Origin of the sequence: Stenotrophomonas maltophilia group sp. RNC7, assembly GCF_030910085.1 — a bacterium.
Taxonomy (GTDB): Bacteria; Pseudomonadota; Gammaproteobacteria; order Xanthomonadales; family Xanthomonadaceae; genus Stenotrophomonas; species Stenotrophomonas sepilia.
The window spans coordinates 1-5,738 of record NZ_JAVFVN010000512.1 but is presented as its reverse complement, the minus strand read 5'-3'; the positions used below and the strand labels follow the sequence as shown (position 1 = coordinate 5,738).

Below are 5,738 nucleotides of genomic sequence, written 5' to 3'. Positions count from 1 at the left end.
GGCGCTGAGGCCACTTCCCCGGATCTTTGAAAGTATGCGCAGGTATCTTGTGAAGGCGCCTGCAGGAAGGATGATTGTCCATCTTGCAGACGTTTGATCAAGCAACTATTAATTGTTTTAAAGCAAGCGATACGTTGCCAGAATCAATCATCTGCAGCTTTAAATTTTGATCTTCGGATCATGCAGTTTTAAGTGAAGAGTTTGATCCTGGCTCAGAGTGAACGCTGGCGGTAGGCCTAACACATGCAAGTCGAACGGCAGCACAGGAGAGCTTGCTCTCTGGGTGGCGAGTGGCGGACGGGTGAGGAATACATCGGAATCTACTCTGTCGTGGGGGATAACGTAGGGAAACTTACGCTAATACCGCATACGACCTACGGGTGAAAGCAGGGGACCTTCGGGCCTTGCGCGATTGAATGAGCCGATGTCGGATTAGCTAGTTGGCGGGGTAAAGGCCCACCAAGGCGACGATCCGTAGCTGGTCTGAGAGGATGATCAGCCACACTGGAACTGAGACACGGTCCAGACTCCTACGGGAGGCAGCAGTGGGGAATATTGGACAATGGGCGCAAGCCTGATCCAGCCATACCGCGTGGGTGAAGAAGGCCTTCGGGTTGTAAAGCCCTTTTGTTGGGAAAGAAATCCAGCTGGCTAATACCCGGTTGGGATGACGGTACCCAAAGAATAAGCACCGGCTAACTTCGTGCCAGCAGCCGCGGTAATACGAAGGGTGCAAGCGTTACTCGGAATTACTGGGCGTAAAGCGTGCGTAGGTGGTCGTTTAAGTCCGTTGTGAAAGCCCTGGGCTCAACCTGGGAACTGCAGTGGATACTGGGCGACTAGAATGTGGTAGAGGGTAGCGGAATTCCTGGTGTAGCAGTGAAATGCGTAGAGATCAGGAGGAACATCCATGGCGAAGGCAGCTACCTGGACCAACATTGACACTGAGGCACGAAAGCGTGGGGAGCAAACAGGATTAGATACCCTGGTAGTCCACGCCCTAAACGATGCGAACTGGATGTTGGGTGCAATTTGGCACGCAGTATCGAAGCTAACGCGTTAAGTTCGCCGCCTGGGGAGTACGGTCGCAAGACTGAAACTCAAAGGAATTGACGGGGGCCCGCACAAGCGGTGGAGTATGTGGTTTAATTCGATGCAACGCGAAGAACCTTACCTGGCCTTGACATGTCGAGAACTTTCCAGAGATGGATGGGTGCCTTCGGGAACTCGAACACAGGTGCTGCATGGCTGTCGTCAGCTCGTGTCGTGAGATGTTGGGTTAAGTCCCGCAACGAGCGCAACCCTTGTCCTTAGTTGCCAGCACGTAATGGTGGGAACTCTAAGGAGACCGCCGGTGACAAACCGGAGGAAGGTGGGGATGACGTCAAGTCATCATGGCCCTTACGGCCAGGGCTACACACGTACTACAATGGTAGGGACAGAGGGCTGCAAGCCGGCGACGGTAAGCCAATCCCAGAAACCCTATCTCAGTCCGGATTGGAGTCTGCAACTCGACTCCATGAAGTCGGAATCGCTAGTAATCGCAGATCAGCATTGCTGCGGTGAATACGTTCCCGGGCCTTGTACACACCGCCCGTCACACCATGGGAGTTTGTTGCACCAGAAGCAGGTAGCTTAACCTTCGGGAGGGCGCTTGCCACGGTGTGGCCGATGACTGGGGTGAAGTCGTAACAAGGTAGCCGTATCGGAAGGTGCGGCTGGATCACCTCCTTTTGAGCAAAGACAGCATCGTCCTGTCGGGCGTCTTCACAAAGTACCTGCATTCAGAGATTTACATCGGCCAGGCCGGTGTGAGATGTCCCTTTCTGGGGCCTTAGCTCAGCTGGGAGAGCACCTGCTTTGCAAGCAGGGGGTCGTCGGTTCGATCCCGACAGGCTCCACCAGGGAGATTAAGAAACAAGCTCCGGGTCTGTAGCTCAGGTGGTTAGAGCGCACCCCTGATAAGGGTGAGGTCGGTGGTTCGAGTCCTCCCAGACCCACCATTCTCTGAATGACGCATACATTCGATCTTTATACGCATCAGCACTGTGGCTGGTACGTGTTCTTTTAAAACTTGTGACGTAGCGAGCGTTTGAGATGTTCTATCAGACGTGTCGTGAGGCTAAGGCGAGAGACATAAGTCTCTTTATTGATTGAGTCGTTATATTCGTATCCGGGCTTTGTACCCCCGGGTCATATGTAACCCAAGGCAACTTGCGGTTATATGGTCAAGCGAATAAGCGCACACGGTGGATGCCTTGGCGGTCAGAGGCGATGAAGGACGTGGCAGCCTGCGAAAAGTATCGGGGAGCTGGCAACAAGCTTTGATCCGGTAATGTCCGAATGGGGAAACCCACCCGCTTGCGGGTATCCTGCAGTGAATACATAGCTGCTGGAAGCGAACCTGGTGAACTGAAATATCTAAGTAACCAGAGGAAAAGAAATCAACCGAGATTCCGTAAGTAGCGACGAGCGAACGCGGACTAGCCCTTAAGCTGATTTGGTTCTAGGAAAACGCTCTGGAAAGAGCGGCCATAGAAGGTGATAGCCCTGTATCTGAAAGGGCCATTTCAGTGAAGACGAGTAGGGCGGGGCACGTGAAACCCTGTCTGAACATGGGGGGACCATCCTCCAAGGCTAAATACTACTGACCGACCGATAGTGAACCAGTACCGTGAGGGAAAGGCGAAAAGAACCCCGGAGAGGGGAGTGAAATAGAACCTGAAACCGTGTGCGTACAAGCAGTAGGAGCTCCGCAAGGAGTGACTGCGTACCTTTTGTATAATGGGTCAGCGACTTACTGTTCGTGGCAAGCTTAACCGTATAGGGGAGGCGAAGGGAAACCGAGTCTGATAAGGGCGCATAGTCGCGGGCAGTAGACCCGAAACCGGGTGATCTAGTCATGCCCAGGGTGAAGGTGCGGTAACACGCACTGGAGGCCCGAACCCACTCCCGTTGCAAAGGTAGGGGATGAGGTGTGATTAGGAGTGAAAAGCTAATCGAACCCGGAGATAGCTGGTTCTCCTCGAAAGCTATTTAGGTAGCGCCTCATATGTATCCTCTCGGGGGTAGAGCACTGTTATGGCTAGGGGGTCATCGCGACTTACCAAACCATTGCAAACTCCGAATACCGAGACGGACTGTATGGGAGACACACGGCGGGTGCTAACGTCCGTCGTGAAAAGGGAAACAACCCAGACCCACAGCTAAGGTCCCAAATTTTGTGCTAAGTGGAAAACCATGTGGAAAGGCACAGACAGCCAGGAGGTTGGCTTAGAAGCAGCCACCCTTTAAAGAAAGCGTAATAGCTCACTGGTCGAGTCGGTCTGCGGGGAAGATTTAACGGGGCTAAGCACAGAACCGAAGCTTGGGGTGCATAACTTTGTTATGCGCGGTAGAGGAGCGTTCCGTAAGCCGTTGAAGGTGGATTGAGAAGTCTGCTGGAGGTATCGGAAGTGCGAATGCTGACATGAGTAACGATAATGCGGGTGAAAAACCCGCACGCCGAAAGCCCAAGGTTTCCTTGCGCAACGTTAATCGGCGCAGGGTGAGTCGGCCCCTAAGGCGAGGACGAAAGTCGTAGTCGATGGGAAGCAGGTTAATATTCCTGCACCTCGCGTAAGTGCGATGGAGGGACGGAGAAGGTTAGGTGTACCAGGCGTTGGTTGTCCTGGGGAAAGGCGGTAGGTTTGGATCTTTGGCAAATCCGGGATCCTCTAAGACCGAGCACCGAGACGAGCCTTTATGGCAAAGTCACTGATACCACGCTTCCAGGAAAAGCTCCTAAGCTTCAGCTTACGCAGACCGTACCGTAAACCGACACAGGTGGGTAGGATGAGAATTCTCAGGCGCTTGAGAGAACTCGGGTGAAGGAACTAGGCAACATGGCACCGTAACTTCGGGAGAAGGTGCACCCTTTTTGGTGGCTCGTGCGAGCTATAGCTGAAGAGGGTCGCAGTAACCAGGCCGCTGCGACTGTTTATCAAAAACACAGCACTCTGCAAACACGAAAGTGGACGTATAGGGTGTGACGCCTGCCCGGTGCTGGAAGGTTAATTGATGGGGTCAGCCGCAAGGCGAAGCTCTTGATCGAAGCCCCAGTAAACGGCGGCCGTAACTATAACGGTCCTAAGGTAGCGAAATTCCTTGTCGGGTAAGTTCCGACCTGCACGAATGGCGTAACGACAGCGGCGCTGTCTCCACCCGAGACTCAGTGAAATTGAAATCGCTGTGAAGATGCAGCGTTCCCGTGGCAAGACGGAAAGACCCCGTGAACCTTTACTATAGCTTTACACTGAACGTTGAGTTCGTCTGTGTAGGATAGGTGGGAGGCTATGAAACCATGGCGCTAGCTGTGGTGGAGCCATCCTTGAAATACCACCCTGTCGTGCTTGACGTTCTAACCTGGGCCCATTATCTGGGTCGGGGACCGTGTATGGTGGGTAGTTTGACTGGGGCGGTCTCCTCCTAAAGAGTAACGGAGGAGCTCGAAGGTACGCTCAGCGCGGTCGGACATCGCGCACTGTGTGCAAAGGCATAAGCGTGCTTGACTGCAAGATCGACGGATCAAGCAGGTAGGAAACTAGGACTTAGTGATCCGGTGGTTCTGTATGGAAGGGCCATCGCTCAACGGATAAAAGGTACTCCGGGGATAACAGGCTGATACCGCCCAAGAGTTCATATCGACGGCGGTGTTTGGCACCTCGATGTCGGCTCATCACATCCTGGGGCTGTAGTCGGTCCCAAGGGTATGGCTGTTCGCCATTTAAAGTGGTACGCGAGCTGGGTTCAGAACGTCGTGAGACAGTTCGGTCCCTATCTGCCATGGGCGTTGGAGATTTGAGAGGGGCTGCTCCTAGTACGAGAGGACCGGAGTGGACGAACCTCTGGTGTTCCGGTTGTCACGCCAGTGGCATTGCCGGGTAGCTATGTTCGGAAGCGATAACCGCTGAAAGCATCTAAGCGGGAAGCGCGCCTCAAGATGAGATCTCCCGGGGCACAAGCCCCCTGAAGGAACCATGTAGACTACGTGGTTGATAGGTCAGGTGTGTAAGTACAGCAATGTATTGAGCTAACTGATACTAATGATCCGTGCGGCTTGACCATATAACCTCAAGTTGCCTTGGCTTTACGACAACGTCGTAAGAGCATCCAAGTGCACGCTACGTCACAAGAACTATGCGAGGCTGGCGCCTTGTCCCACAGGGACGAGTGCGACACTCCAAAAGCCTCCCTGGTGAAATTAGCGCTGTGGAACCACCCGATCCCATCCCGAACTCGGAAGTGAAACGCAGCTGCGCCGATGGTAGTGTGGCTCAAGCCATGCGAGAGTAGGTCATCGCCAGGGTTTACACCCGAGAACCCCGCTGCTTGCGCAGCGGGGTTTTCCTTTTTTTGCAGGCACCTGGTTTTACTTGGACTTGCAGCAACAACTTCACGAAGAGCTTGAAGTTCCTCAAACAAGTTGTTGACAAAGCTGAAAGGCCTGCCATAATAGGCGGCTCGCAACGACGAAAGGCCCTCGGGCCCAACGACGAAGCAGCATCGGCAACAACGTCCACTCCGGTGAGACGGCCTTGAAAAAAGGTGTTGACGAGGCGGAAAAGCCGGCTATAATGGGCGGCTCGCTACGAAGGAAACTTCGCAGCACACGGGAACGGCGCTGAGGCCACTTCCCCGGATCTTTGAAAGTATGCGCAGGTATCTTGTGAAGGCGCCTGCAGGAAGGATGATTGTCC

General features: G+C 53.8%; 2 tRNA genes and 3 rRNA genes. All 5 read left to right on the top strand.

Annotated features, from left to right (window positions below):
• Positions 1-189 precede the first annotated feature (189 nt).
• The 5 genes from RCF13_RS10015 to rrf all read left to right on the top strand — a co-directional run bounded on the left by RCF13_RS10015 (position 190) and on the right by rrf (position 5,347).
• Positions 190-1,734, top strand: a 16S ribosomal RNA gene (locus tag RCF13_RS10015).
• A gap of 94 nt (positions 1,735-1,828) precedes the next feature.
• A tRNA-Ala gene (locus tag RCF13_RS10010) sits at positions 1,829-1,904 on the top strand.
• Positions 1,905-1,926: 22 nt separating this feature from the next.
• A tRNA-Ile gene (locus tag RCF13_RS10005) sits at positions 1,927-2,003 on the top strand.
• A gap of 223 nt (positions 2,004-2,226) precedes the next feature.
• Positions 2,227-5,106 (top strand): 23S ribosomal RNA (locus RCF13_RS10000).
• A 126-nt stretch (positions 5,107-5,232) separates the two neighbouring features.
• Positions 5,233-5,347: ribosomal RNA gene (gene rrf, locus RCF13_RS09995) — 5S ribosomal RNA — on the top strand.
• The 16S, 23S and 5S rRNA genes sit together here with 2 tRNA genes alongside, the layout of an rRNA operon.
• Positions 5,348-5,738 lie beyond the last annotated feature (391 nt).